Source organism: Nocardia sp. NPDC058499, assembly GCF_042719915.1.
Lineage (GTDB): Bacteria > Actinomycetota > Actinomycetes > Mycobacteriales > Mycobacteriaceae > Nocardia.
This window is the reverse complement of the sequence record NZ_JBHXMZ010000007.1, coordinates 105,722-129,548: the sequence shown is the minus strand read 5'-3', so window position 1 is coordinate 129,548 and position 23,827 is coordinate 105,722. Positions and strand designations below refer to the sequence as shown.

Below are 23,827 nucleotides of genomic sequence, written 5' to 3'. Positions count from 1 at the left end.
ACGTGTGCCGCGTGGAGAGCTGTTCGACCCACTGTTCGGAGCCGCCGAACTCGGTGCGGCCCTGTCCGACCGCGCCTGGATCGCCGCCCTGATAGAGGTGGAATGCGCACTCGCCCGCGCCCAGGCGGTGGCCGGCGTACTCGATGAGGGGTACGCCGAAGCCATTGCCGCCGCCGGGCCGCAGCTGGCCGCCACACTCGACCCGGCGGAACTCGGGGCGGCCGCGGTGGCCGGCGGTAACCCGGTGATCCCGCTGGTGCGCAAGCTGCGCGAAGCCTGCGCGCCGGCCGGGGTCCCCGGGTCCGCCGTCCACAAGGGCGCGACAAGCCAGGACATTCTCGACAACGCACTACTGCTGCTCGCCCAGCGCGCCGGGGCGATGGTCGTCGACGATCTCCGCGCCGCCGCCGACGCCGCCGCCGGACTGGCCCGCACCCACCGCGACACCCCCATGGCCGCCCGCACCCTCGGCCAGCAGGCCCTACCCACCACCTTCGGTGCGCTGGCGGCCGGCTGGTGCGCGTCCCTGGACCGGGCGGCCGGATCGGTTACCGCCGCACTCGCCGACCTGCCGGTCCAATTCGGCGGCGCCGCAGGCACACTCGCCGCCCTGTACCCACACGGCCCCGCCGTGGCCGACGCACTGGCCGCGGAACTCGGATTGGCCCCCCAGGGCACCCCATGGCACACCGACCGCACCCCGATCGCCGAACTCACGACCGCACTGGGCGTTGCCGCGGGCGCGATCGCCAAAATCGCCACGGATATCGTGGCGCTGTCCGCCACCGAGATCGGTGAAGTCAGCGAGGACTCCCCCGGCGGCTCCTCCGCGATGCCACATAAACGCAACCCGGTCGCCGCCATCACCGCCCGGGCGGCCGCCCGCCGGGTCCCCGGCCTGGTCGCCGACTCGCTCGGGTCGATGGACCACGAGTTCCAGCGCGCCGCCGGCGCCTGGCATGCCGAATGGGAAACCGTCACCGATCTACTACGCCTGACCGGCGGCGCCGCGCACCGGCTGACACAGAGCCTCACCGGCCTGCGGATCCACCCGGAGGCGATGGCCCGCAATCTCGCGGTCACCGGCGGACTGCTGCTCGCCGAACGGGTCACCGCGGCGCTATCCGAACACACCGACCGCGCCCGCGATATCGTCACCACCGCCGCCACCGCGAACCCGCCCGCCCTGGACACCGATCCATCGATCATCGAATACCTCGGGGCGCAACGGGTTCGTGAACTGCTGGATCCGGCCGGATACCTGGGGCACGCGGCCGATCTGGTCACGCGGGTGCTGACCGAACGCGACGGCACCCGCACGGAATCCCGGTGAATCCGGTGCTCGCCGAACACAGGACTCGGCCGCGGAACCCGCGCCGCCGGTCGATCCACCGCACAGCAGCGGCGGCCCCGGCGGTACACGACAGTCCGTGCCCGGAACCCGGCAGGCTATCCGGACCAGTTCGTACCTGCGGCGTCGAGCACCGGCAACGCACCGGCCGAGGCCGAACTGCGCCCCGCAGTACTGCCCCATACCAACGATCAGCGGAACCAGGGGCATCGGCGCACCCGCTGAGCCCGTTCCACGATCGGGAAGCCGGGCCGGCCGGCACACCGGCTCCACGTCCCCGGCTACGACCGGCGAACCGGCAATGCGGCCGGGACACCGGTTGTCACTTTTGCGGAGTCCGGGCTCCGGCCTACGGCCGATTCGAGAACACATGACGCGGCACACTCTTCACAACCCGAACGGAGCAAGTGACATGGGCACCAGCGCAGCGGATTCGATCTCGGCCGTCGATCTCTCCTACCGAGCCGCCGGACCCGCGACCGCGGCGTCGACAGTCGTACTCCTCGGCTCGCTCGGCTCGAATCGGTCGATGTGGGATCCACAGGTGGCCGCACTCTCCGCCGACCACGAGGTTCTTGCCGTCGACCTGCGCGGTCACGGCGAATCCCCTACCGGGACCGGTGATTACACCATCGCGGGCCTGGCCGCCGATGTCCTCGCGCTGCTGGACCGCCGTGGCCGCGATCGTGTCCATCTGGTCGGGCTCTCGCTCGGCGGCGCGGTCGCCCAGTGGATCGCGGCGCGCCACCCGGCCCGGGTGCGGACACTGACGCTGCTGTGCACCGCCGCGAAGTTCAGCGCTGCACAGGGCTGGCTCGACCGGGCCGCCGCGGTGCGTGCCGACGGCACGGCATCCCTCGCCGAAGCCGTGGTCGGCCGGTGGTTCACCGCCGGCCTGGCCGACCGCGACCCCGAACTGATCGCCCGTAGCCGCGCCATGGTCGAAACGACCACCGACGAGGGCTACGCCGCCTGCTGTGTCGCACTCGCCCATTTCGACAGCCGCGCCGACCTCGCCCGGATCACCGCCCCCACTCTCGTGATCGCCGGCGCCCAGGACCCGGCCACCACACCCGACGATATGCGCATCCTCGCCGACGGGATCGCGGACTCCACCCTGCACGTCCTGGAGCCGGCCGCGCATCTGGCCAGTGTCGAACAGGCCGGACCGGTGACCTCCCTCATCACCGCGCACATCGGCGGCCACCACGAACGCAACCACGCCTTCGACCAGGGGATGGGAGTGCGCCGCGCAGTATTGGGCGACGCCCACGTCGACCGCACCGTCGCCGGCACCACCGAATTCACCGCGCCGTTCCAGGATTTCATCACCCGCACCGCCTGGGGCGATATCTGGAGCCGGCCCGGCCTGGACCACCACACCCGGCGCCTGCTCACCCTCGCGATCCTCACCGCCGTCGGGAACACCCACGAACTGGATATGCATATCCGGGCCGCGCTGCGGGCCGGGGTCGGCCCGGACCAACTCGGCGAGGTCTTCCTGCACACCGCGGTCTACGCCGGGGTGCCGAACAGTAACCTCGCCTTCGGACTCGGTAAGGCGGCGCTCGCCGAGGGCATCGGGCCCGATCCGATCGAGTCCTCCAGCGCAGAGGAAACAGATCGACCATGACCGAACCCTCCCCGGATTACGTGCAATCGCTGGGCCGCGGCCTGGCCGTTATCCGCGCATTCGACGCCGGCCATCCCCGGCGCACGCTCAGCGAGGTCGCCAAGGCCACCGACCTCACCCGCGCGACGGCCCGCCGGTTCCTGCTGACCCTGGTGGAACTCGGCTATGTGCGCACCGACGGCTCCGTGTTCTGGTTGACTCCCCGGGTGCTGGAACTCGGCTACAGCTACCTGTCCAGCCTGAGCCTGCCCGAGGTCGCGGGCCCGCATCTGGAATCGCTGGCGAATCAGGTGCACGAATCCACCTCGGTGTCCATCCTCGACGGCGAGGACATCGTCTACGTCGCCCGCGTACCGGTGAGCCGGATCATGACCGTGTCGATCACCATCGGCACCCGGTTCCCCGCGTTCAGCACCTCGATGGGCCGGGTCCTGCTGGCAGGCCTGCCGGAGCAGGCCTTCGAGGAATACCTGGCGAAGGTCACCTTCACCCCGCTCACCGACCGCACCGTCCTCAGTGCCGACCAGCTCCGCGAGCAAGTACGCGCAACCCGGGAGGCCGGTTACTGCCTGGTCGACCAGGAACTCGAACAGGGCCTGCGGTCGATGGCCGCCCCGATCCGCGACCACACCGGTACGGTCTGCGCCGCCGTGAACATCTCCACCCACGCCGCCCGCTACACCACCGACAGCGTGCGCACCGACCTGCTGCCGCCGCTACTGACCACGGCCGCGGCCATCAGCGCCGACCTCGCCCGCGTCCAGAACCACGCCTGAAAGTTCACGAAGGAATCCCATGATCGACGCTGTCATCTGCGAACCCCTGCGCACCCCGGTCGGCCGTTTCGGCGGAGTGTTCAAGGACATCGCGCCGGAAACCCTGGCCGCGACCTTGATCACCGAACTGATCGCACGCACGGGCCTGCCCGCCGACCAGATCGACGATGTCATCCTGGGCCAGGCCTCCCCCAACGGTGAGGCTCCGGCGATCGGCCGGGTCGCCGCCCTCGACGCCGGTCTCGGCGTGGACGTTCCCGGGTTGCAGGTGGACCGTCGCTGTGGTTCCGGACTACAGGCCGTGCTCCAGGCGTGCATGCAGGTCAGCACCGGCGGTAGCGATCTGATCCTGGCCGGCGGCACCGAATCCATGAGTCAGGCCGAGTTCTACGCCACCGGTATGCGCTGGGGCGTGAAGGGCGAGGGCGTCTCCCTCGACGACCGGCTCGCCCGCGCCCGCGTGACCGCCGGCGGTAAGAATTTCCCGGTCCCCGGCGGCATGATCGAAACCGCCGAGAACCTGCGCGCCGAATTCTCGATCAGCCGCGCCGACCAAGATGCGCTCGCGGTGCAGTCACATCAGCGCGCGGTCGCTGCCCAGCAGTCCGGCCGCTTCGCCGAGGAAATCGTCGGAGTCCCGGTGCCGCAACGTAAATCGGACCCCGTACTCGTCGACACCGACGAGCATCCCCGCGCCGGCACCACCGTCGAAGCCCTCGCGAAACTGCGCCCGATCCGCGGCAAGGTCGACCCCGACGCCACCGTCACCGCCGGTAACGCCAGCGGCCAGAACGACGGCGCCGCCCTCTGCGTCGTCACCACTCCCGAGAAGGCGCGCGCCCTCGGCCTGCGCCCCCTGGCTCGCCTCGCCTCCTGGGCGGTTGCCGGGGTCCCGCCCCGCACCATGGGCATCGGCCCCGTCCCCGCCACCGAAAAAGCCCTCGGCCGTCTGGATTTGACGCTCGACGATATGTCGGTCATCGAACTGAACGAAGCGTTCGCCGCCCAGGCCCTCGCCGTTCTGCGCACCTGGAAACTCGAACCCGACGACGCCCGCCTCAACCCCAACGGTTCCGGTATCTCCCTCGGCCACCCCGTCGGCGCCACCGGCGCCCGCATCCTCGCCACCCTCCTGCGCGAACTCGACCGCCGCGAGGGCCGCTACGCCCTGGAAACCATGTGCATCGGCGGCGGACAGGGCCTGGCAGCGGTCTTCGAACGCCTGTCCTGAGGTCAGCCGGCGACCGTGTCCGCGGCGCGATTGCGGGTCCCATAGCGGGCACGGGCCTCGCTCGGTGTGGGGGTGGCCGGACTGTCCGGAGGCCCGGCTGTCAGATGCTTTCGCAGCACCTCGCCGGCCTGCGGAGCGATATAGGGCGCGGCCAGCAATAATCCACGTTCATCGAAGAGGGCCGCCAGCCAGACCAGGATCCGGGCGGCCGGGCGGACAGCCAGGTCGACGATTCCCGGACGATCGAAATCACCGAGCACCCGCATCCATTTCGGCAGGGTGGCGATGGAGGCCAGCGACAGCAGGCGCGCACCCAGCGCGTAGGTCCAGCCGGCGCCGTTGCGCGGCGAGGTGAAAAGCATCTGCCGAATCCCCTGCTGGGCACGTTCCGATGTGCACAGGCGAGGGCGCACATCGGCGAAATACTCGCGGACACCGTCGCGGGTACGCGGTACCTCGCCGGGTTTGCAGGTCTGCAGTTCGGCGGCGATCGCGCATTCTTCCCAGTACCGGTCCTCTTCGCCGGGATCGAGTCCGGGACCGAACATTTCGTAGGCCTTCAGCACCGAATGCCAGCCGGTGAGGTGGATCCAGAGCTGGGTTTCCGGGCTATTGGCGCTGTAGCGCCGGCCACTGATCGGCTCGATACCGGTCGCCATGGTGTGCAGGGTCATCAGGCGCTCGGACGCGGCGATCGCGGTGCGGGTATCCCCGACCGCGACGAGCAGGAAGTAGACGAAGGTGTGGTCGAGGCGGCTGCGTGGATCGGAGTAGATCTTGCCGGTATCGGCAACCGCCGCGGTGAGGAACGGGTCGAAATGCTCCAGGGCGACGGCTCGCTGGAATCCGATGACCGCGGTAGGTGCGGTCCAGACTTTCCAGGAGGGTGAATCCGGCCCGAAGAAACCGTTGTCCACGCGGCGGAGGGTGGTCGGATCAAAGGTCATCGGTCGCTCCTCTGCGATCCCGAATCATCAATACAACGCCACCGTAGCAATTAGCCGAAGTGAATACAACGGTTACGTAGCTTTTATGGCTGCGGCCGGTGGGCCGAGCTCGGGATGGAACAATGGCCGGGTGGGAAGGAAGCGGCAGTGAGCAGATCCGGCACGGCGGACCGCCCGCGCAGGCGCTATGCACCACGGTTACCGCCCGAGCAGCGGCGGGCCCAGCTACTCGACGCCGCCTTCGCGGTACTCCAGCGCAGAGAACTCCACGATCTGAACATGGAGGCGGTGGCGCAGGAAGCCGGCGTAGGCAAACCCGTGCTCTACACCGTTTTCCGCACCCGCGCCGAACTGGTGGCCGCCCTGCTCGAACGCGAACGCGAACGCGGGCTGGAACAAGTCGCCGATATGCTGCCCACCGACCTGCTGGGCGCGGATCCGGTGGGAGCCGCGTCCGCGACAGTCGAAGCATTCGTCGGTGTGGCCCTGCAGAACCCGACCCGCTGGCGGCTCCTGCTCGCCGGCCCGGACAACGCTCCCGACGAATACCGCGAGGCGGTACGCAGCTCCCGCGCCGGGATACTCGATCAGGCCGAAGCCCTGGTGCGCATGGGTTTGGCAATCGACCCGCGCTGGGCGGATATGGATTCCGCGCTTGTCACCAACTCCCTGCTCACCGTCGCCGAAATGCTCGGCCGGCTGGCCGTGAGCCAACCCGAAACCTATCCGCGCGAACGTATCGAAGGTTTCGTGGAATCGGTGGTGCGGCTCCTCGCCGGGCCGGCCGGCGCAAACGGATGAGCGCTACCGACCGCCCCATACTGTTCCTCGACATCGACGGGCCACTGATCCCGTTCGGCGGACCGGCCGGCAAGTATCCGCACCACTCGCCTTCCGGAACGAACCCTCTTCTGGCACGGCTCGATCCCGGACTCGGCCCGCTGCTGGCGGTACTCCCCTGCGACCTGGTGTGGGCCACGACCTGGTTGCATGAGGCGAACCGCTCGATAGGCCCGGCACTCCGCCTGCCGCCGCTGGCGGTAGTGGACACCCCGGACGAATCCGGCGATCCCATCGATGAATGGTTCGGTCTGCACTGGAAAACCCGTGCACTGGTGGCATACGCCTCCGGCCGGCCTTTCATCTGGGTCGACGACGAGATCGGCGCCGGCGACCGGGAATGGGTGACGGCGAATCACCCCGGCCGCGCACTGCTGCACCGAGTGGACGCCCATATCGGGCTGCGACCGGATGATTTCACCGTATTCACCGACTGGTTCCGGAACATACGCCTGCCCTGAAGCGCATCGGACGTCCGGCCTGTTCACATCACCTGCAGCAATAGCACTCCGGCGACCGCGAGAATCGGAAGTCCGCGGAGCAACTGGCGGATCAGGTCGACCGGCAGCGGTCCGGTAGTCGTGATCAGCAGCAGGCCCTCGTACGACAGTGCCGAACGGGTCCGGATCCGGTATGCCGCCAGGGCCGCCGCAGCAGTGCTGATCGCTGCCGCGGCCGGCCCGGTGGCGAGGACGGTAAGGGCGGCGGTGAGGCCGAGCGCCACAGCAGGGACGATGAGCATCGGCCATCGGAGCGTCCGGTCGCCGGCGCCCAGGAGCACACGCAGTGCCGGGTCGCCGCAGATATCGCGCAGGCCCGCGCTGAACAGCATCGCGATCCAGAACGAGCCGCCGAGTCCGGTGAACGCGACGAACAGTGGGGTGCCGGCGGCGGTCGCGAACCATACGGCAGCCACCACCGCCGCCGTGATCGCGTACACAGAGGGCCGGCGACGGTGCCGCAGCAGATCCGTGCGGAGCAGCGCCACGGCACGACCGGAGGGCAGCCGCCGGGAGACCGACCGGCCCACCCGCCGCCACGCCCGTTCCTCCAGAATCCCGGCCAGCACCGAAGGATCCAAGCTGGTCAGCGAGGCCTGGGCACCGGCGGTGAGATCACTTCCGGAAGCCAGATCCGCGCGGCTGAGATACCGGCAACTCGCGACCGCCCATAGCGCGCCGGCCGCTGCCGGTACCGCCGCGACGAACACCAGCGGCCACGCGGCGAGCACCGGGGCCGTCCACTGAGCCGTCGCCGCCACGGTCAGCGCGAGGCCGGTAACGGCGAAGCCCCATCGAAGCAGCGGTAACACCGGACCGGGGAGCCTGCGAGACTGGACGAGTACGGCAATGGCGACGACGATCACGCCCACCAGCGAGCCCAGTACCGTAAGCGGCCCCCACAGACTCGCCCCCGCGATATACGCCGTGAGACGCCCGGCGACAGTTCCGGCGGCCGCACCGGCCGCGAGTGCCGCACTCACCCGGACTCGCAAGAGCGCGCCTCGATCCACCGGCGTGGACAGCAACCACAGGGCGTCTGGAGCGTTCGCACCGACCGGTCCGAACGCCTGCGCGAGCAGCAGACCACCGCTGACCGCCAGCGCGAACAACGCCCACGCGCCGGTCACGGCCCACCCCGGCCCCGCCGTGAACAGGACCGAACCCACCACGGTGGCGGGCCGGGTCGCGGCCCACCAGATGACCCCACCGACGACATAGGCACCCAGTATCACCAGCACCACGGCGCCCGCCCGGTTCTCCCGCACAGTGTGAGTACGTGTGAATCCGCGCCGCAGCGCACGTATTTCGTGCGCGGCCGGGACGGCGGGCACGGTTTCTGTCAGCGCCACAGGTCACCGTCCACGACATCGTCGGCGACCGCTGCCACCAGATCCGGGTCGTGCGAGACCAGCAGGATCGCGGTATCCGCCTCCTTCTCCGCGGTGAGGGCGCGGGCCAGCCAGGCACGACCCGCACGGTCCAAATGCTGTTCGGGCTCGTCGAGCACCAGCAACCGCCGCGGCCGCACGAACGCCGAAGCCAGCGCCAGCCGCCGGCGCTGACCGCTGGACAGGGTGACGGGCAACTGGTCGGCGGCGTCGGACAAACCCACATCGACCAGCGCCCGGCTCGCCTGCCGTTGGGGGTCGGCGGTGCCGTGCGCGATCGCGACGAGTTGCAGATGTTCGTGAACCGTGAGGTGAGCGAAGGTGGCGTCTTCTCCGCTCACCGCGGCCACGGTGCTCCGGAAATGCGGATGTGCTTCGTCGACGTCGCGGCCGTCGACGGTGATCCGTCCGGCATCGAGCCGGTCCCGGCCGAGGACGCAGCGCAACAGGGTCGATTTACCGGCACCGTTGGCGCCGACGATCGCACAGCAACTGCCTGCGGCGACGGCGAAGCCGACATCGCGGAAGACGGTCAGGTCACCGAAGCGGCGTTCGGCCGCCCGGACCTGCAGAATGGGTTCGGACACAGGGGTACTCCCGTTTTTCCTCGTGAGAAATGACCAGGCGAGGAAGCGGGGACCGCTCAGAACGTGGCAGGCAGCACGGTCCCCGCGCGGGGACCGGGAGCTCTGGGCCGCGGCCGACCGGCCGCATCGGGATGGCTGTGCCGGCGGAACGCGCCACGCAGCCGCTGCTCCTCGGCGGTGGGCCCGCGCACGGTCCGGCACTGCCCGAACAGCAGGTCCTCCGCCCGGCACACCACGAGGTAGGCCACGGCGACGGTGACGACAACGACCAAACCGGCCAGCAACAGGCTGCGGGTGTCGGGCTGAGTGAGCACCGACCCGAACACAGCGCCCCAGACCAGCAGAAACGCCACCACAGAATTGACGAGGTAGCGGCCGCTGAACATACCACCAGACTAATCGATCCGGCGGTCGGCCCAGCGCAGCATCCGGAAGCAGCGGCGTTCACCAGACCAGAAGCCCTGCTAACAGGAGAGTAGAACTTCTGCTAACAGGAGACTAAATTCTCTGCTATTGGGAGACTAGATGCAATGCGATCAGTAGACTAGCGCCGTGACCGAATACCTCCCCAGGATCCTGGACAGTAGTCTGGACGAACTACAACCGCACCTGCGTGCCCTGGCAATCTTCGGCCCCAAAGGCGTCGGCAAGACCGCGACCGCCACCCAACGTGCACAGTCTGTCATCGACCTCAGCCTCGCCCGCCAACGCGAGCTCGTCACCGCCGATCCGTCGATTCTGACGGACGTCCACGGGCCTGTGCTGATCGACGAATGGCAGCGACTCCCTGAAGTTTGGGACCACATAAGACATGCCGTAGATGCAGGATCCCCTCCGGGGCATTTCATCATCGCCGGGAGTTCAGCACCCAGGGGAGCTGTGATCCACTCGGGCGCCGGCCGCATCGTCCCGATGCGGATGCGGCCGCTGAGTCTGGCAGAACGAGAGGTCGACGCACCCACAGTGAGCCTCGCTGCGCTCCTCGAAGGCGAGGCAGGTATCAGCGGAACCACCCAGATACGGCTCGCCGACTACGTGGAGGAAATCACCGCCTCGGGCTTCCCCGCGATCCGCGCACTCCCGCCGCGAGTACGCCGAGTCGAACTGGACGCCTACCTCACGAACGTCGTGCAGCGTGAATTCCCCGAACAGGGCTATCCCGTCCGTAAACCAGAGGTCCTCCGTGCATGGCTCGGCGCCTACGCGGCCGCCACCTCCACGACGACCGCTTATTCGAAGATCCTCGACGCAGCAACTCCCGGCCTCCCGAACAAGCCCGCACAAGAAACCACCCTCGCCTACAGGGACGCATTGTCGTCGCTGTGGCTGCTCGACGCGATCCCGGCCTGGATTCCCAGCCGAAATCATATGGAGCGATTGGGACGTTCCCCGAAACATCAGCTCGCGGATCCGGCACTCGCAGCGCGTCTTCTCGGATTGGATGCCTCCGCGCTCCTCCGGGGACAGCAGGGGCAACGCCGACTCGTCGAGGGGACCGTCCTTGGCGCCCTGTTCGAGCACCTGGTCGCGCTGAGCGTCCATACCTACGCCGAGGCCGCAGAAGCCCAGGTCGGGCATCTGCGGACACGCAACGGCGACCATGAAATCGACTTGATCGTCCAGCACCGAGACGGCCGGGTGCTCGCAATCGAAGTCAAGCTTGCGGATCGCGTCGTCGATGCCGATACAAAGCATCTCGCCTGGCTCGGAGACAAACTCGGAAGCGATCTCATCGATGCGCTCGTAATATATGCGGGCGACCGCGCCTATCGCCGGCAGGACGGCGTCGCCGCCGTTCCGCTGGCACTCCTCGGGCCCTGAGAACAGCCCCAGTAAAAACTGCGGCATCGCTCATAACCGGCCCAGCACACGCAGCGCGCACAGCCGGTGGGGACAGCGCCGATACCGCAATCGACGGCCGCCATGCCGTGAAGTTGGCGCCAGGCCGACTCGAATACCACGTTGACCAGCCTTTTTCTGCTAGTTTTGGCGCACCTGACCGAAGAGGAGAGATCCATGGTGCGGTCCAGCTTCTTCCGTATCGGCATCGGCGCCGCCGTCGCCGCCTTCGTGCTGGCTGTTCTCACCGCGATCTTCCCGGCCACGGCCGCCGCCCAGGACGCCCCGCCGGCGATCGCGCTCTCCGCGACGGTCTCGGGGACCACCATCGACTACACCGTGGCCAACGTCCCCAACCGGCGCGACACCTTCCCCGTGATCCCCGGAGAATGCACGACCGTCCTGGTGAACACCGCCGTCGCCGCGCCAATCCTCGCCCCCGCCGCCGTCGACACCCTCAGTGGCCGCGAACCCGATGCCTTCGCCCTGTTGCAGCGACTGATCGCCGACGGCGCCGTCACTGCCGGGCCGCGCGTCCAGTTCGCCGCCGCGGGACAGGTCACCGGGTCGTTCACCGATATCCCGCGCGGGGTCTACCTGGTGGCCACCGTTTGCAATGTGAGCCCGATCAGCGGCGAGTTCCGGCCGGAACTGATCGATATCGTCCCCGTGGTCGTTACCGATCTGCGGGCCGGTTCCGCGGCACCCGCGCAGTAACCGGCACCTGATCGCGAATCACCTTCGCACGCCGGTGCTTTCCCTTGCATGTTCTCCGGAAATTCGATTGACCCGCCTGCGACGATAGAAGCATCACGGAGACGAGAACTCCGCGAATATCCGAGCCGGTGGCAGCGGCCCGGTCTCCAAAACCGGCGCCGGCGGGTCCGACTCCTGCCGGATATGCGATATCGCCGAACTCGGCGATGAGATTCCGGGCCTGTCCCGGAACAACGCGATGTGGCGCAGTTAGAGTACTACCGCCCGATATGCATGTTCCGGCGAGAATAAGAGTCCACAGCAGACCGGACAAGGGGTGGTCGTGGCGGACGACGAACGGATATCGAACGCTTATTCGGCGAATGCCGAATTCTGGATCAGGATCGTGCGCGAAAACCGCGACCCGTTCCGGACCCGGCTCACCGATCCGGCATTACTGGACCTGATCGGTGACTGCTCCGGCCAAGTGATTCTCGACGCCGGTTGCGGTGAGGGTTATTTCGCGCGTGAACTGCTGCGGCGAGGCGCCCGGCAGGTGCACGGTGTGGACAACTGCCCGGAGTTCGTGACCGCGGCGCGTGCGCATCCCGACCACGATCCGGCCGCGGCGATCTACCACCTCGCCGATGTCGCCGACCTCCCGTTGGCCGACGAGTCCGTGGATCTGGTGGTGGCGAACCGGCTGCCGCACGGTATCGACGAACCGAGCCAGCGGTTCCACGAGTTCGCCCGGGTCCTGAAACCGTCGGGACGGTTGATTCTGCTGGGTATGCATCCCTGCTTCTATGTGTCCCGGGCCGAGCGTGCCGCGCCGGGCGGGTTCTCCCTGGACTCCTACTTCGGCACGCGGACGGTGGAGCAGCGATTCGAGGTCCGGGGCGAGCTCTCCCCGGTGCCCTCGGTACAGCATTTCTTCTCCCTGGAAGCGTATTCCGAGTTCCTCACCGGGGCCGGCTTCGCGGTGACTGCCCTGCGAGAACCACATCCGACCGGGGAAGAACGCGACAGCGATCCCTGGTGGAACGAGAACTTCGTCCGGCCGCTGTTTCTCCTGCTCGAATGCCGGCCGTACGGCGTTCCGCGGTGCACCGGATGACCGATATGAAACACATCACCGGTCCAAGGCGGGCCAGGAGTGGTCCGGGGCCGAAATCGGGCCGGCTCGGTGTGCGCGGAACGCCTCCGGATCCGGCGCGACCCCGCGGACGCGGCAAACAGTTCAGAGCACGCCGTGCAGGGGCGGGGGTGTTCCGTGCAGCAGGGTGCGGCCGAGGTGCTGGTATTTCCAGCGCACCGGGTCGTGCAGAGTATGCGTGCGAGCGTTGCGCCAGAAGTGACTCAGGTTGAGATCTGCCGCCGCGCTGCGTGTTCCGCCGACTTCGAACAAGGCGGCAGATATCTCGTTGGCGGCGCGGTCGGCCAGAATCTTGGCGGTGGCGACGGCGAGCGAGGCGGCCGCCACGCGGTCCGGTGCGCCGATCGCCTCGTCGACCGCGATCCCGGCGGTGCGCAATACGGATTCGGCGGCCGTGACGGTGACGGCGAGTTCGCCGAACCGCTGGATCAGCAGTGGATCGTCGATCGCCCGTTCCACCTGCGCTTCGAACCAGGGCCGGCTCTTTACCCGGACGAATTCGGTGGCGGCGGTGAGCGCACCCCGGGCGATGCCGGCGTCGATTGCTGCGTGCAGGAGTTGCGCGGAGGCCCCGTAGGCGGTCGGGGCATCAACGGCGGCAGTGCGCGGTACGAGCTGATCGCGTTCCACCGCCACACCTTCGAACAGCACTGTCCCGCTTCCGGTGGTGCGCTGTCCCAACCCGTTCCAGTCGTCGACGATCCGCACGCCCGGTGAATCGGCGGGCAGGAACGCCACGTACTGGCCGGGCGGTAGACCGGTCCGGCCGTCGGGATCGTCGAGCCTGGTGAGGACGGCCAGGATATCGGCGAACAGCGATCCCGTGCAGTAGTACTTGGTCCCGTCGATCCGGAACCGCTGCCCGGCCTCGATCGGAGCGACCGTGGTCGCGATATCCGCCACTGTGGCCCCGCCGCGCTCGGACTGTGCGTTGGCGATGCGCGCGCCGTTCAGGACCGCCGTCAGATACCGGCGCTGCTGTTCTCTGGTCCCGGCCAGTTTCAGCAGATTCACGTAGACGAAATGGCTGTGCGGGATCTGCGCGATATTCGGGTCGGCCGTCGCGAGCAATCGCATATGTTCGGCGACCTCGCTCGGCGGCAGGTCCGCACCACCGAGCGCGGCCGGAACCGTCACCGCCGGCAGTCCGCTCGCGGCCAGCTTGTCCACCTCGGCGAACGGCAGCTCGCGGGTAGCGTCACGCTGCGCCGCACCGGCCGCGAATTCGGCTGCCAACTGCGCGGCGACCGCACGGCCCTGTTCCGCTGTGGCAATCCGCGCGGCCCCGACGGTGGTCATCGGCTCGCCACTGCGGCGGGGCGACGCGCGGCCTCCAGTTCCCGGACGAGCGGTAGTACCTTCGCCCCGAAGTATTCGATTTCCTCCTGGAAGTGCAGGAACCCACCGAGGATGAGATCGACACCCAGGTCGCGGTAGGCGACGATCCGTTCGGCGATCTGCTCCGGTGTACCGATCAGCCGGGTGCGGAAGCCGTCGTTGTACTGGACCAGATCCTCGAAACTCGAATCCGCCCACATCCCCTTCTTGTCCCGCGTCGACGCACCCGCCTGCTGGACGGCGTCCCGGAAACCTTCGACCGCGGGTTTGTTCGCCTTCGCGATGATCTCGCGCAGGGTGTCCTGCGCCTCCTTCTCGGTATCGCGGGCGATGATGAAACCGTTCAGCCCGAACTTCACCGCCCGGTCGTGGGCGCGGGCGACGGTGCGCAGATCGTCGAGCTGTTCGGTGACCCCGTCGAAATCCTTTCCGTTGGAGAAGTACCAGTCGGCGTAGCGACCGCCGTTGCGGCGCGCCGCGGCGGAGTTACCGCCCTGGAACAGTTCCGGATTCGGCCGTTCGGGGGTGTTCAGCGGTTTCGGTTTCAAGGTGAAATCGCGAATGCGGTAGAAGTCGCCACCGTAGTTCACCTCGTCCTCGGTCCAGATCTTGCGGATCACCTCGAGGAATTCCGCACTGCGCCGGTACCGTTCGTCGTGTTCGAGCCACGGCTCCCCCAGAGCGGTGAACTCCCCCGCGAACCAGCCCGACACCACATTGATCGCGAACCGGCCGCCCGACAGGTGGTCGGCCGTGGCGCCGAATTTGGCGAGTACCGCCGGATGCCACAGCCCGGGATGCACGGCCGCGATCACCTTCAATCGTTCGGTGGCGCCCAGCAACGCCAGGCTGAACGAGGTGGATTCGTGCTGGTACTCGGCACCGTAGGAGGCGGTGTAGCGGACCTGGGAGAGCGCGTAGTCGAACCCGTTGCGTTCGGCGGTCTGCGCGAGTTTCTTGTTGTATTCGAAATCCCAGCCGGTGCGCTGTTCGATCTCACTGGTCACCAATCCGCCACTGACATTGGGCACCCAGTAGGCGAACCGGATCTCATCGGTGGTCTTCTCGGTGGACATCGCTGCTCCCGCTGCTGGCCGTGGGCACTGGTCTGACGCCGGGGATGTAGTGCCCCGGCGCGCCCCCAGTGCACCAGCGTGGTGCAGCGGGTACGAGGGTTTGAATCTGCCGGATCAATTCCCGCCCCTGGTCCACGGGCACACGCCGAGCCCGGTCCGCCGGGGACCGCACCACTGCGAACCCCCCGGGCCGACTCGAATCGAGTACGGACCGGGTCATGCCCGCGCGGGATCGCGTTTGCCGCCGGTCGCTCCCCTGCGGCACCGCCCGCAGAACTCCGGCACCACCCGCACAGGCACGCCTCATCACGGCGCGGCCCGCGCCGCCCTAGCCCTCTGGTACCCGCGCGACCTCGGCCGGCTCATCCCTTCCCGCAACAGTCGTGCCCTGTGCTGTCGCACGCAGCACTCGGCGCAGCCGGTCGCACCCAGCTTCCGACGGCTGGATCCCTCATTTGCGACCGGCTGCGACCGCGCGCCACCCCGGGCCTCGGAGGGCCCGGGAGCCGCCGGTCAGCGGCGGCGAACACCGCCCGGCGAACGATCCATCACCCACCAGCGGGCAACCAAGGCACCGCGACCACCGCAGACCGACCGGGCCGCCGGACGACCCGACACCGCCGGGCAGCCGCGGCGAACACCGCCCGGCGAACGATCCATCACCCACCAGCGGGCAACCAAGGCACCGCGACCGCAGGCCGACCGGGTCTGGATGTCCCGGCCCCGCCGGGCAGCGGCGGCGGACACTGTCCAGCAGGGGAACCCATTACCCACTGCGGGCCTCCGACACCTGCGAGCCGGAAAACTCATCGCCGGCGGGCAGGCGATTCGCGGTCAGGCTGTGGTCGCGGCCGGACTGTACTGCGACCGGCTGAACCGGCCCGCGGGCTGGAACCGGCTCAGCACGGTGGCCGCATCCTCGCCGGTGACCGCCGCGATGAGTTCGTGCGCGTCCGCTACCGAGTTCACCGAATGCGCCGCTTGTGGGCGGTGCAGTGTGCTCACAAGCGCGGATGCGAACCGCGGATCGACGGCGGCTGCGGCGAAGAACTGATTGCCGATTTCGGCGAATTCGGGATCGCTGAGGAACAGCCTGGTGACCTTTGCCGCGTCCTCGGCGCGGAACTCCAGGAACGCCTCGTACTGCGCGGTGATCCACGCGGTATCGAACGCACCCTCATGAGCTGCTGCCGCGGCGACCAGGCGTTGTGCCTGGATGAGGCCGCTCTGCGCGCCCTGGCCCGCGATCGGGTCGTAGGCGACGGCGGTATCGCCGAGCGCGGCGACCGGATGCCCGCCCGCGGTGTGGCCTACACCGCGCCGGAACAGCGGCCGGACAGCGCCTTTCAGCCAGGAGTGCGGGTCCTCGGCGATCACCTCCGTGGCGAGTACCTCGGGCAGGTCCCAGTCGAGGTAGTTGCGGTAGAGGTCGGTGACGATGCGATGCGCCGATTCCGCGGAGTCGGCGGCGGCGAACCGCTTCTCCCAGTCGCTGCCCGGCCGTGCCCAGCCGAGGAACGCCCAGCTCGGACCAGCGTCCTTGTGCAGGTACGGCCCCCACCAGCCTTCGCCCTGTTCGGCCACGATGGAGAAACCACTGCGGCCGCCGCCCGCCGGGCTGCGGTGCGCGAACACCGATTCGTCGTACCCGAGTCCGGTGACGGTGACGGTCAGCAGGCTGCGCTGTGGTGCGTCGTAGACGGTGCGGGTCTCGTCGATCTCGAACAGGCCGGAGAGTCCACCGCGACCGGTCGCGACGAGGGTGAGGTCGTTATCGGCGGCGATGGGGTCGAGCCGCTCCGGGGTGACGGTGTCGACGACGAAGCGGCCACCCCGTTCGAGGAATTCGGTGAGCCGTTCGTCGGCCTTCAACCGGGTGTCGACGGCGAGTCCGTGGAAACCGTCGAAGGCGCCGTCGAAATCGATGAGTTCCGCGCCGCCGCCGGCGACCCGGACGGTCAAACCGCTGTGCAACGGTGCACGGTCGAGGTAGGTGGGTAGTCCGAGCGCTTCCTCGGCGGCCTGCGCCTCACCGAAGATCAGTGCGGTTCCGGTGGCGGGTACGGAGTCGCGGAGCGCGCGTTGATCGCGCTCGCTGTAGACGGTGACGACGAAGCCGGCGTCGAGCAGGCCGAGCGCCGCGGTGACACCGGCCTGACCGGCGCCGATCACGGCGGCTTTGCGGGTGGAGGTGTTCGTGGTAGTCATGGCGCAATGGTCGCGAGCCGGGCGACGCGGGTGCAGGGTTACGCTCACCGCGAGTCCAGGACGGAAACCATTGCTATGTGGGTATTTACGCGTTGCACACACAGTGCGGGCACGACTGATCGGCGATTCGGGCCGTCTATCATCGCCGACCATGACCTTCGACCTCGTCCCGCTGACGGGCGACCGCACGGACCGCTACCGGCAGCTCTGCGAGCAGGCCGCCGCGCTGGTCTCGGGTGAATCCGACCCCATCGCCAACGCCGCCAACCTCAGCGCCCTGCTCTACCACTCGCTACCGGAGGTGAACTGGGCCGGTTTCTACTTCTCCGATGGTCACGAACTCGTGGTCGGGCCGTTCCAGGGAAAACCGGCCTGTGTCCGGATACCCCACGGCAAGGGCGTCTGCGGCACCGCCGCGCAGACCCGCAGCACCCAACTGGTTCCCGATGTGCACGCTTTCCCCGGCCATATCGCCTGCGACGGCGATACCCGCTCGGAAATCGTCATCCCCCTGGTGCACTCCGGAGACCTCATCGGCGTACTCGATGTGGACAGCCCGCAACCCGCACGCTTCGACGAAACCGACCGCCAGGGCCTGGAAGCCGTCGCGGAGGTCTTCGTGCACTCGCTCCCACACACGGACCTCCCGACACACTGACCGCTACCCGACAACTCCCGTCGGGTCGCTGCCGGGGCGAGTTGCGCACAGTTCACCTGGCATCGGACCGGCCGTAACCCGTCGGGGTCGAGCCCACCTCCTCGTGCAGCCGTCGCGAGACCGCGTCGGGCAGCACCGTGGATCCGGGTCCGCCGAGCCGGTACCGGGCGCCCCGGTGCTCGCCGGGGAGCCGGTCGCCACGGCCGAACAATGCGTTGCGCAGGGTTCCCGCAACGTATTCGTCCGGGTAGGCGCCACGTTCGGTGAGCACCGGAAGCACGTACCGCACAACATCTTCGAATGTGCCGGGCGTGATCGCGTAGGCGAGGTTGAAACCGTCCACATCGGTCTCCCCGGCCCATTCCTGCAACCGGTCCGCCACCGTCTCCCCCGACCCCACGAACACCGGCCCGATCCCGCCGATACCCGCCCAGCGGCCGATATCGCGCACCGTCCATTCGCGGCCGTCGTCGTCGAATTCCTGGAACGCCGACACCGCCGACCGGATGGCGTTGCTCTGTACCTCGCCGATCGGATCGTCGAGGTCGTAGCGGGACAGGTCGATTCCCATCCAGCCGGACATGAACACCAGACCGCCCTCCACACTGGCGTAGGACAGGTACTCCTCGTGTTTGGCGTGGGCCGCGTCGTCGGTGCTATCGGTGACGATGGTGGCGAGGGCGTAGATCCGGGCCGCGTCCCTGGCGCGGCCGGCCGCCTCGAGTGCGTCGCGGATATTCGTTACCGTCTGCGCCAGCACCCGTTTCGACGGTGCCGCGACGAAGATCGCCTCCGCGTTCTCGGCCGCGAACCGCACCCCGCGCGGCGAAGCACCGGCCTGGTAGATCACGGGTGTCCGCTGCGGCGACGGCTCCGACAGGTGCACACCGGGCACGGTGAAGTGCTTGCCCGTGTGCCCGATGTGGTGCACCTTCGCCGGGTCGGCGTAGATATTGCGCACGGGGTCGCGGACCACTGCATCGTCCGCCCAGGACCCTTCCCACAATTTGTAGAGAACCTCCAGGTACTCGTCGGCGTGGTCGTACCGGTCATCGTGGTCGCGCTGGTCCCCGGCGCCGAAATTCCTGGCGGCGGAAGGCAGGTACCCGGTAACCACGTTCCAGCCGACCCGCCCGCCGGTCAGGTGATCGAGCGTGGACAACCGCCGCGCGAACGGATACGGATGTTCGAAGCCGGTCCCGGTGGTGACCCCGAATCCGAGATGCTCGGTCGCCGCCGCCATAGCGGATACCAGCAGCAGCGGATCCGCCACCGGAACCTGCGCACCCTGCCGCAGTGCGGCACGGTCGTCACCGCCGTACACGTCGTAGGTGCCGAGTACATCGGCGATGAACAGCCCGTCGAACCGTCCGCGCTCCAGCAGGGCCGCCAATCCGGTCCAGTAACTCAGTTCCTTGTATCGGTGTGATTGATCGTCCGGGTGCCGCCACAGTCCGGGCGACTGATGCGCGACGCAGTTCATATCGAAGGCGTTGAACCGGATGCGCCGGGTCATCGAACTGTTCCTTCCGTGCGTTCGCCCGCGCTCCACGCGAATGGGAGCCGGGTGCCGTTGAGCAGATGGTCGCCGATGGCGCGGGCTTTCTGGATGGCCGGGTTGTGCACCGATACGGTGCGGGCGTTACGCCAGTGCCGGTCCAGGCGTATGCCCTCCGAGATGATGGAGGCACCGCCCACCTCGAACAGCTGGGTGGTAGCCGCAAGAACGGTGTCGATCACCCCCAACTGCGCATGCGCCGCGGCCAGTTCGACCTCGACCAGTTCCTTTTCCTCGCGAGCCCCGGTGGCGAGTACCGCGTCGAGGACATCGGCGACCGCCAGCACACTGGCGCGGGCGCTGAAAGCGGCGGCCGAAAGCCGGCCGATCACCTGCTGCACCAGCGGATCGTGGCGGGGCAGGTCCGCGGCGGAATGGGTGTAGCCACGGCGGCGTCCGGCAACCCATTCGCGGGTGTCCGCTTCGGCGCGCTGCGCGATACCGGCCAGTACCGCGAGCTGCACGAGCTGCAGGTAGGCCGTCGAATAAGTGGGTCCCGCGACACCGTAGCCCGGTCCCAGCACCCGGTCGGCCGGGACCGCGACATCGGTGAACTCGGTGGTGCCGCTGGCCGTGAGCCGCTGCCCGAATCCGTCCCAGTCGTCGTGCTGCCGCACCCCCTCGGCGGTGGCGTCGACCAGCACCGCGACCCGCTCCCCGTCCCTGTCGGCGGCCACGAGAATATGGTCGGCATACAGCGAACCGGTGCTGTAGTACTTGGTGCCGTTGAGCAGCCATCCCGCTTCGGCGGGGGTCAGCCTGGTGCGGTAGCCGTCCACTGCGCCGGCGCCGGGCTCGGTGATCGCATTCCCCACCAGCGCCCCCTGCGCCGCCGCCCGCAGCCAGCGCTCGCGCGCAGGCCCGGGCTCGGCCAGCAGCTGATCCTCGACGAACGCGAAATGCACCCGCAATGCCTGTGGGAGATTGGAATCGGCGGCGGCGAGGTCGATCAGCAGCCGGAACAGTTGCCGGACGCTCGCGCCGAACCCGCCGGATTCGACCGGCACCCGCAGGGCACCGAACCGCGCGGCGCGTAACCGCCGCACTTCGTCGTGGGCGAGCCGGCGATCGGTTTCGCGCGCGACCGCGCCCGCCGCGATATCGGCGAAGATCGGGGCGAATACGGCGTCCAGATCGGCATCGGAAGCGGCTTTCGCCGCGGTGGAGGTCATAGCTCACGATCACCCGGCAGCAGGGTTCTGCTCACCGGTTTCGCGCACCGGGATCGAAACAACCTCCGGGCTAATAATCCGGTCGATCCGAACCGGTGACAGTCCGTCGCCGACCGGCCAAGATCGACGATCGGCCCGATCCTCGCCCCGGCCGGCTGCCCGCCGGCGACACCGCCCACGGAGAGGGGATCGACCGCGCACCCGACCGCCCGCGCCTACCGAGGATTACGAATGAGCTTGTCGTTCCACTGGTTCCTGCCCACCTACGGCGATTCGCGCGGGTTGGTCGCCGGGGGTCATGGCACAGCCATGTCCGGCGACCGCCCCGCCTCACTGCGCTACCTGAACCAGGTCGCGGGTGCGGCCGAGGAGAACGGGTTCGAGGCGGTACTCACTCCCACCGGCGCCTGGTGCGAGGACGCCTGGCTCGCCACCGCCATGCTCGTGGAGACCACCGAAACTCTGAAGTTCCTGGTCGCGTTCCGGCCCGGTCTGGTGAGCCCCACCCTCGCCGCCCAGATGGCCGGCACCTTCCAGCGGCATTCCCGCGGCCGGCTGCTGCTCAACGTGGTGACCGGCGGCGAACCACACGAACAGCGCGCCTTCGGCGATTTTCTCGACAAGGAACAGCGCTACGAACGCACCGGCGAATTCCTGCACATCGTGCGCGAACTGTGGGAGTCGCGCGCACCGTTCAGCTTCGAAGGTAAACATCTGCAGGTGCAGAACGCGCTGCTGAACAACCACCCCGATCCGGTGCCGCCGGTGTTCTTCGGTGGTTCCTCCGGCCCGGCGGGCCCGGTCGCCGCTGAATACGCCGACACCTATCTGACCTGGGGTGAACCGCTCCTCGCGGTCGGCCGGAAACTGGACTGGATCCGCGGCCTGGCCGCCGGGCGCGGCCGGGAACTCGATTACGGTATCCGCCTGCACGTGATCACCCGCGACACCTCCGAGGAGGCCTGGGCCGAAGCCGATCGCCTGCTGCAGGGCATCGACCCAGCCGATATCGAACGCGTGCAGAACAATCTGGCGCGCAGCGAATCCGAAGGACAGCGCCGCATGCTCGACCTGCACGGCGGCAGCACGGACCGGCTGGAGATCGCCCCGAATCTGTGGGCGGGCGTCGGCTTGGTCCGCGGCGGCGCGGGCACCGCGCTCGTCGGCTCGCATCAGGAAGTGGCCGAACGGCTCATCGAATACTCCCGGCTCGGGATCACACATTTCATCCTGTCCGGGTACCCGCACGTCGAGGAGGCGTACTGGTTCGGCGAAGGAGTGCTGCCGATCCTGGAGAAGCGAGGCCTGTGGCGCCGGTCGGCAGACCGCGCCGCCGCTCCTGTCGGCACCCCCTTCGCCACCACCTCCACCAGCTGAATCACCCCGCCTCCCCACCCGCCCGACGTAGCTCACCGTTTTCGGCGGGAACGGGTTACGTTGAGCGGGTGGGTGAGGCGATATCGCTCGGTGAGGTCCAAGAGACCCTGTTGATTCCGCTGTACGGTCGCGCGCAGGATGCCGGGCGGCCGGGCAGTATTCTCCGCGACACCAGGGCCATCGAACTGGTCGCCGCGATCGACTACGACTTCGCGAAATTCCGCGGCCCCTCCCTGGCGGGGTCGGTCCTGCGCGCGTCGATCTTCGACGGATACCTCCGCAGCTATCTGGCCGAACACCCCGACGCCACCGTCGTCGATCTCGGCTGCGGCCTGTCCACCCGCTTCGACCGCCTCGACAACGGCCGGCTGCACTGGTTCGACCTCGACCTGCCCGACACCATGGCTCTGCGCCGCAAGTTCTTCTCCGACAGCGACCGGTACACGATGATCGAGGGCTCCATCCTCGAGGACGACTGGTTCGAACAGGTCCGCGAGCCCGGCGGACCGGTGTTCCTGTTGAGCGAAGCGGTGCTGCTGTACTTCCCGGCCGGCACCGTGCACGCAACCCTGGCACAGCTGGCGAAGGGTTTCCCGGGCAGCCGGCTGGTCCTGGACACCGGCGGCAAGGCGATGATGAGCACCCAGGACCGCAACCCGGTCTTCACACAGGTGTCCGCACGCATGGAATGGATCTGCGACGACCCCGGTGTTCTGGAGCCGCACGGCGTCCGCCTGCTCGAATCCCGGACCTTCGCCTCACCCCAACCGGCCGTCGCCCGCACCTGGCCCCTGCGCTACCGGCTGGGCATGAAAATGATGCGGGCAATCTTCCCGCCGCCGGTCACCACCTACAAACTGAACCTCTTCGAAACCACGCCACTCGGGTGAACACTGCACACGCCGTGGTGGCCGTTATGGCTCAGTCCCGGTAGATCGTGACGTAGGCGTTCGTCGCGGTCCCGATACTCATCGGTCCCAGGCAGGAGGCCGTGCCGTGGCCGGACGGCCCGAAGGAACCACTCCACGAACCCTGGTAGGGGCCGATGGCCATGAGTGGAAAGGCGTTGGGCACGCCGTGCAGGCCGAAACACTCGACGATCAGGGCGTACTCCCGACCGGCGGGGCCGTCGTCGTGGCAGGTCGCCGATGCGCCGACCAGATCCCGGGTGACGTTACAATCCTGCGGTGCGGCCTGAGCCGCCCCGGCGCCGAGCACGGTGGCGAAACCCGAAACCGCGACGGCGGCGACGAGAGTACGTGCGGCGACCATTGTCGTGCTTTTCATATGAAATCCCGTCTCCCACGTTGCTTCACTGTCGCCTGACCATCGACTTTCTACCGTGGGCCGTTACGAACAGGGAGCGACACGTCGCGCCATCCGACACCGGTCCCTGTTCTCTCCCCCCGGCGGAGCGCCGCTCCGCTCCGGTTACCTGCTTCGTAGCCCGCATCGACGAACAAGATTCCTGGCACAGCAACGTCTTTCACAAT

General features: G+C 68.3%; 22 protein-coding genes and 1 tRNA gene. 13 read left to right on the top strand and 10 right to left on the bottom strand.

What is annotated here, in order from left to right:
* Positions 1–4 precede the first annotated feature (4 nt).
* The 4 genes from ACFWPH_RS21935 (at position 5) to ACFWPH_RS21920 (ending at position 4,991) form a co-directional block, all read left to right on the top strand.
* Positions 5–1,333, top strand: a complete 1,329-nt coding sequence (locus ACFWPH_RS21935) for a lyase family protein (RefSeq protein ID WP_378753807.1) — start codon at positions 5–7, stop codon at positions 1,331–1,333.
* A 430-nt stretch (positions 1,334–1,763) separates the two neighbouring features.
* On the top strand, positions 1,764–2,984 hold the full coding sequence (gene pcaD, locus ACFWPH_RS21930; protein ID WP_378753805.1) for a 3-oxoadipate enol-lactonase: 1,221 nt from the start codon (positions 1,764–1,766) through the stop codon (positions 2,982–2,984).
* Positions 2,981–3,760 carry an IclR family transcriptional regulator gene (locus ACFWPH_RS21925; protein ID WP_378753803.1) on the top strand — a complete coding sequence of 260 codons (780 nt, stop codon included), beginning with the start codon at positions 2,981–2,983 and terminating at the stop codon, positions 3,758–3,760. The genes pcaD and ACFWPH_RS21925 overlap by 4 nt, the downstream gene beginning before the upstream one ends.
* A gap of 19 nt (positions 3,761–3,779) precedes the next feature.
* Positions 3,780–4,991 (top strand): acetyl-CoA C-acetyltransferase, encoded by a 1,212-nt coding sequence (locus ACFWPH_RS21920; protein ID WP_378753801.1) that lies wholly within the window; start codon positions 3,780–3,782, stop codon positions 4,989–4,991.
* Positions 4,992–4,993: 2 nt separating this feature from the next.
* Here the strand turns inward: ACFWPH_RS21920 and ACFWPH_RS21915 are convergent, their stop codons facing one another.
* The gene (locus ACFWPH_RS21915) at positions 4,994–5,938 is read right to left on the bottom strand and encodes an oxygenase MpaB family protein (protein ID WP_378753799.1); all 945 of its coding nucleotides are present in this window, start codon (positions 5,936–5,938) and stop codon (positions 4,994–4,996) included.
* A gap of 147 nt (positions 5,939–6,085) precedes the next feature.
* On the opposite strand from ACFWPH_RS21915, the gene ACFWPH_RS21910 reads away from it, so the two are divergent.
* Together ACFWPH_RS21910 and ACFWPH_RS21905 are read left to right on the top strand one after the other, a co-directional pair.
* Positions 6,086–6,739, top strand: coding sequence for a TetR/AcrR family transcriptional regulator (locus ACFWPH_RS21910; RefSeq protein WP_378753797.1), 654 nt, complete (start codon positions 6,086–6,088; stop codon positions 6,737–6,739).
* Positions 6,736–7,239, top strand: coding sequence for a hypothetical protein (locus ACFWPH_RS21905; RefSeq protein ID WP_378753795.1), 504 nt, complete (start codon positions 6,736–6,738; stop codon positions 7,237–7,239). The genes ACFWPH_RS21910 and ACFWPH_RS21905 overlap by 4 nt, the downstream gene beginning before the upstream one ends.
* Before the next feature lie 23 nt (positions 7,240–7,262).
* On the opposite strand, the gene ACFWPH_RS21900 is transcribed toward ACFWPH_RS21905, so the two are convergent.
* The 3 genes from ACFWPH_RS21900 to ACFWPH_RS21890 are packed head-to-tail and all read right to left on the bottom strand — an operon-like array spanning position 7,263 to position 9,642.
* Positions 7,263–8,630: a DUF6297 family protein gene (locus ACFWPH_RS21900; RefSeq protein WP_378753793.1), complete on the bottom strand. Its 1,368-nt coding sequence runs from the start codon at positions 8,628–8,630 to the stop codon at positions 7,263–7,265.
* Positions 8,621–9,256, bottom strand: a complete 636-nt coding sequence (locus ACFWPH_RS21895) for an ATP-binding cassette domain-containing protein (RefSeq protein ID WP_378753791.1) — start codon at positions 9,254–9,256, stop codon at positions 8,621–8,623. The genes ACFWPH_RS21900 and ACFWPH_RS21895 overlap by 10 nt, the downstream gene beginning before the upstream one ends.
* A gap of 56 nt (positions 9,257–9,312) precedes the next feature.
* The gene (locus tag ACFWPH_RS21890; protein WP_378753789.1) at positions 9,313–9,642 is read right to left on the bottom strand and encodes a DUF6412 domain-containing protein; all 330 of its coding nucleotides are present in this window, start codon (positions 9,640–9,642) and stop codon (positions 9,313–9,315) included.
* A gap of 166 nt (positions 9,643–9,808) precedes the next feature.
* On the opposite strand from ACFWPH_RS21890, the gene ACFWPH_RS21885 reads away from it, so the two are divergent.
* The 4 genes from ACFWPH_RS21885 to ACFWPH_RS21870 all read left to right on the top strand — a co-directional run bounded on the left by ACFWPH_RS21885 (position 9,809) and on the right by ACFWPH_RS21870 (position 12,908).
* Complete coding sequence (locus ACFWPH_RS21885) at positions 9,809–11,077, top strand: ATP-binding protein (protein WP_378753787.1); 1,269 nt, start codon at positions 9,809–9,811, stop codon at positions 11,075–11,077.
* Between the two features lie 195 nt (positions 11,078–11,272).
* Complete coding sequence (locus ACFWPH_RS21880; RefSeq protein ID WP_378753785.1) at positions 11,273–11,812, top strand: hypothetical protein; 540 nt, start codon at positions 11,273–11,275, stop codon at positions 11,810–11,812.
* A gap of 116 nt (positions 11,813–11,928) precedes the next feature.
* A tRNA-Trp gene (locus tag ACFWPH_RS21875) sits at positions 11,929–11,998 on the top strand.
* 136 nt (positions 11,999–12,134) lie between these two features.
* A complete protein-coding gene (locus ACFWPH_RS21870) occupies positions 12,135–12,908 on the top strand; it encodes a class I SAM-dependent methyltransferase (protein WP_378753783.1) in 774 nt (257 codons plus the stop codon).
* Between the two features lie 123 nt (positions 12,909–13,031).
* Here the strand turns inward: ACFWPH_RS21870 and ACFWPH_RS21865 are convergent, their stop codons facing one another.
* The 3 genes from ACFWPH_RS21865 to ACFWPH_RS21855 form a co-directional block, all read right to left on the bottom strand.
* Entirely contained in the window at positions 13,032–14,246 is a 1,215-nt protein-coding gene (locus ACFWPH_RS21865; protein ID WP_378753781.1) for an SfnB family sulfur acquisition oxidoreductase, read from the bottom strand.
* The gene (sfnG, locus tag ACFWPH_RS21860) at positions 14,243–15,361 is read right to left on the bottom strand and encodes a dimethylsulfone monooxygenase SfnG (RefSeq protein ID WP_378753779.1); all 1,119 of its coding nucleotides are present in this window, start codon (positions 15,359–15,361) and stop codon (positions 14,243–14,245) included. The genes ACFWPH_RS21865 and sfnG overlap by 4 nt, the downstream gene beginning before the upstream one ends.
* Positions 15,362–16,195: 834 nt before the next feature.
* Entirely contained in the window at positions 16,196–17,569 is a 1,374-nt protein-coding gene (locus ACFWPH_RS21855) for a styrene monooxygenase/indole monooxygenase family protein (RefSeq protein ID WP_378753777.1), read from the bottom strand.
* A 151-nt stretch (positions 17,570–17,720) separates the two neighbouring features.
* On the opposite strand from ACFWPH_RS21855, the gene ACFWPH_RS21850 reads away from it, so the two are divergent.
* Positions 17,721–18,227 carry a GAF domain-containing protein gene (locus tag ACFWPH_RS21850; RefSeq protein WP_378753775.1) on the top strand — a complete coding sequence of 169 codons (507 nt, stop codon included), beginning with the start codon at positions 17,721–17,723 and terminating at the stop codon, positions 18,225–18,227.
* A gap of 52 nt (positions 18,228–18,279) precedes the next feature.
* Here the strand turns inward: ACFWPH_RS21850 and ACFWPH_RS21845 are convergent, their stop codons facing one another.
* Both ACFWPH_RS21845 and ACFWPH_RS21840 read right to left on the bottom strand, forming a co-directional pair.
* Positions 18,280–19,743 carry an LLM class flavin-dependent oxidoreductase gene (locus ACFWPH_RS21845; RefSeq protein WP_378753773.1) on the bottom strand — a complete coding sequence of 488 codons (1,464 nt, stop codon included), beginning with the start codon at positions 19,741–19,743 and terminating at the stop codon, positions 18,280–18,282.
* Positions 19,740–20,957: an acyl-CoA dehydrogenase family protein gene (locus tag ACFWPH_RS21840; RefSeq protein WP_378753771.1), complete on the bottom strand. Its 1,218-nt coding sequence runs from the start codon at positions 20,955–20,957 to the stop codon at positions 19,740–19,742. The genes ACFWPH_RS21845 and ACFWPH_RS21840 overlap by 4 nt, the downstream gene beginning before the upstream one ends.
* Before the next feature lie 231 nt (positions 20,958–21,188).
* On the opposite strand from ACFWPH_RS21840, the gene ACFWPH_RS21835 reads away from it, so the two are divergent.
* Together ACFWPH_RS21835 and ACFWPH_RS21830 are read left to right on the top strand one after the other, a co-directional pair.
* Positions 21,189–22,334, top strand: a complete 1,146-nt coding sequence (locus ACFWPH_RS21835; RefSeq protein WP_378753769.1) for an LLM class flavin-dependent oxidoreductase — start codon at positions 21,189–21,191, stop codon at positions 22,332–22,334.
* A 68-nt stretch (positions 22,335–22,402) separates the two neighbouring features.
* The gene (locus tag ACFWPH_RS21830; protein WP_378753767.1) at positions 22,403–23,224 is read left to right on the top strand and encodes a class I SAM-dependent methyltransferase; all 822 of its coding nucleotides are present in this window, start codon (positions 22,403–22,405) and stop codon (positions 23,222–23,224) included.
* A gap of 31 nt (positions 23,225–23,255) precedes the next feature.
* Here ACFWPH_RS21830 and ACFWPH_RS21825 read toward each other — a convergent pair whose 3' ends face one another.
* The gene (locus ACFWPH_RS21825) at positions 23,256–23,621 is read right to left on the bottom strand and encodes a hypothetical protein (RefSeq protein WP_378753765.1); all 366 of its coding nucleotides are present in this window, start codon (positions 23,619–23,621) and stop codon (positions 23,256–23,258) included.
* Positions 23,622–23,827: the final 206 nt, after the last annotated feature.

What these genes read in the sequence shown, in the direction of transcription:
- ACFWPH_RS21905 (WP_378753795.1), top strand. Translation starts at nt 6,736, where the DNA reads ATGAGCGCTACCGACCGCCCCATACTGTTCCTCGACATCGACGGGCCA.
- ACFWPH_RS21840 (WP_378753771.1), bottom strand. Translation starts at nt 20,957, where the DNA reads ATGACCTCCACCGCGGCGAAAGCCGCTTCCGATGCCGATCTGGACGCC.
- ACFWPH_RS21850 (WP_378753775.1), top strand. Translation starts at nt 17,721, where the DNA reads ATGACCTTCGACCTCGTCCCGCTGACGGGCGACCGCACGGACCGCTAC.
- ACFWPH_RS21880 (WP_378753785.1), top strand. Translation starts at nt 11,273, where the DNA reads ATGGTGCGGTCCAGCTTCTTCCGTATCGGCATCGGCGCCGCCGTCGCC.
- ACFWPH_RS21835 (WP_378753769.1), top strand. Translation starts at nt 21,189, where the DNA reads ATGAGCTTGTCGTTCCACTGGTTCCTGCCCACCTACGGCGATTCGCGC.
- pcaD (WP_378753805.1), top strand. Translation starts at nt 1,764, where the DNA reads ATGGGCACCAGCGCAGCGGATTCGATCTCGGCCGTCGATCTCTCCTAC.
- ACFWPH_RS21915 (WP_378753799.1), bottom strand. Translation starts at nt 5,938, where the DNA reads ATGACCTTTGATCCGACCACCCTCCGCCGCGTGGACAACGGTTTCTTC.
- ACFWPH_RS21855 (WP_378753777.1), bottom strand. Translation starts at nt 17,569, where the DNA reads ATGACTACCACGAACACCTCCACCCGCAAAGCCGCCGTGATCGGCGCC.
- ACFWPH_RS21845 (WP_378753773.1), bottom strand. Translation starts at nt 19,743, where the DNA reads ATGACCCGGCGCATCCGGTTCAACGCCTTCGATATGAACTGCGTCGCG.
- ACFWPH_RS21920 (WP_378753801.1), top strand. Translation starts at nt 3,780, where the DNA reads ATGATCGACGCTGTCATCTGCGAACCCCTGCGCACCCCGGTCGGCCGT.
- ACFWPH_RS21890 (WP_378753789.1), bottom strand. Translation starts at nt 9,642, where the DNA reads ATGTTCAGCGGCCGCTACCTCGTCAATTCTGTGGTGGCGTTTCTGCTG.
- ACFWPH_RS21925 (WP_378753803.1), top strand. Translation starts at nt 2,981, where the DNA reads ATGACCGAACCCTCCCCGGATTACGTGCAATCGCTGGGCCGCGGCCTG.
- sfnG (WP_378753779.1), bottom strand. Translation starts at nt 15,361, where the DNA reads ATGTCCACCGAGAAGACCACCGATGAGATCCGGTTCGCCTACTGGGTG.
- ACFWPH_RS21825 (WP_378753765.1), bottom strand. Translation starts at nt 23,621, where the DNA reads ATGAAAAGCACGACAATGGTCGCCGCACGTACTCTCGTCGCCGCCGTC.
- ACFWPH_RS21865 (WP_378753781.1), bottom strand. Translation starts at nt 14,246, where the DNA reads ATGACCACCGTCGGGGCCGCGCGGATTGCCACAGCGGAACAGGGCCGT.